General features: G+C 65.2%; 3 protein-coding genes. All 3 read right to left on the reverse strand.

The features are described from left to right. A partial coding sequence (locus DM995_RS20615; RefSeq protein WP_116970900.1) for a response regulator occupies nt 1-379 on the reverse strand: 379 nt, incomplete at its 3' end. Beyond that, the gene (locus DM995_RS20620; protein ID WP_232824597.1) at nt 376-1,245 is read right to left on the reverse strand and encodes a CheR family methyltransferase; all 870 of its coding nucleotides are present in this window, start codon (nt 1,243-1,245) and stop codon (nt 376-378) included. The genes DM995_RS20620 and DM995_RS20615, both read right to left, overlap by 4 nt. Then, nucleotides 1,242-1,910: chemotaxis protein CheA (locus DM995_RS20625; protein WP_198669549.1), on the reverse strand; the 669-nt coding region annotated here is incomplete at its 5' end. The genes DM995_RS20625 and DM995_RS20620, both read right to left, overlap by 4 nt.

The following is a 1,910-nucleotide window of genomic DNA, read 5'->3' on the forward strand; positions in this document are numbered from 1 at the left end:
GGATCATCTCGGCGAGGCGGCCCTGATCGGACACGAGGATGTTGCCCGCCGCGCCGCTGGGCTTGGCATAGCATTCGACCGCGCCGATCTCGAGCGCGCGCACGGTCATCGCCGAGCCGCTCTCGGCCAGGCCCGACACGATCACGACCGGCGTCGGGCGCAGCGTCATCAGCTTTTCGAGAAATTCCAGCCCGCTCATTCCCGGCATCTCGATGTCGAGCGTGACGACATCGGGGTTGAGCGCCTTGATCATGCTGCGCGCTTCGCGTGCATCGACCGCCGTGCCCACGACCTGGATGTCCGCGGCCGGGCGCAGGGCCTCGACCAGCAGTGCACGCATGGTGGGAGAATCGTCGACGATCAGGACACGGATGGTCATGCGCCCTCCTTAAGGTAAATAGTCTTACCGATTTGCGTAAGACGGGCCGCCGCGGGGCCGATGACGCGCTCGCTATGGCCGATGTACAGATGGCCGCCCGGCAGCAGCTGGTCGGCAAAGCGGGCGACCAGACGTTCCTTGGTAGGCTGGTCGAAATAGATCATCACGTTGCGACAGAAGATCACGTCGAAGCGGCGCTTCATCGGCCAGTCGTGCAGCAGGTTGAGCCGGTTGAAGCTCACCAGATTGCGCACCTGCGGGTTGATCGTGGTGGTGGCGCCATTGGTCTGGGTCCACAGCCGCCGCAGCTCTGCGGGCATCGCGGAGATATTCTCGGTCGAATAGCTCGCTGCGCGGGCGGTGTTCAGAACATTGTCGTCCAGATCGGTCGCCAGGATGCGAAGGTCGGTGCCTGCCAGCGTCGCCGCCATGCGCGGGTCCTCGCCCAGCAGCGTGGTGACGATCGACCAGGTTTCCTCGCCGCTCGAACACCCGGCCGACCAGATGCGCACCGGTTGGCCCTTGCGCGCCTTGGCGATCAGCACCGGGGCCACTTCCTCGCCCAGATGCTCGAAATGATGATCTTCGCGGAAGAAATAGGTGTGGTTGGTGGTCAGCGCGCAGATGACCCGGCGCAGCTCTTCCTCGTTGCCCTTCAGCGAGCCGAGATAATCGGAAAAGGTGGTGAAACGCGATTCGCGCACCAGCGGGGCCAGGCGCGAATAGACCAGCATCGACTTGGCCGGGACCAGCACGATCCCCGCGGTGTCATGCGCCAGCCGCTGCACGGTGGCAAAATCCTCCGGCGAGTAGACCGCCCGGCTGATTCCCGGCAGCGTTTCAAAGGCGAGGGCCTGCGCGTTCACGCGACCTCCCGGTAGCTCTGCGTGCCAGCCTCGGCGGCGACCAGGCCGTCGACATCGACGATGAGCGCGACGCGGCCATCGCCCAGGATGGTCGCGCCTGCGACGCATTCGACCGAGCGGTAATTGGCGTTGAGGCTCTTGATCACGATCTGGCGCTGGTCGACGATCGAATCGACCAGCAGCGCGGCCTGACCGGCCAGCTCGGTATCGACGATGATCAGCACCGCTTCGGTCGGATCGTTGATCTCGCCGTCGAGATCGAGCGCGCGGGCGATGTTCACCACCGGGATGAACCGATCACGCGCCTTGAGCATCAGGCGGCCATTGCCCAGACGGTGTATCTCGCCTTCGCCCGGACGCAGGTTCTCGACGATGTGCGACAGCGGCAGCACCAGCGTCTGCGAACCGACGGTGACTGTCATGCCATCGGCGATGGCGAGCGTCAGCGGCAGCGTCAGGATGAAGCTGGTGCCGGCGCCCGGCTCGGTCTTCACCGTGATGCGGCCGCCCAGGTCCTTCACGTTCTGGCGGACCACATCCATGCCGACGCCGCGTCCCGAGATGCTCGAGACGGTCTCGGCGGTCGAGAAGCCCGGCGCGAAGATCAGGTTGTTGATCTCGTCCGCCGAAAGGTTGGCGTCGGGCGCGACCAGACCCTTTTCGAC

Origin of the sequence: Blastomonas sp. UPD001 (assembly GCF_003426715.1) — a bacterium.
In the GTDB taxonomy this organism is placed as follows: Bacteria; Pseudomonadota; Alphaproteobacteria; order Sphingomonadales; family Sphingomonadaceae; genus Blastomonas.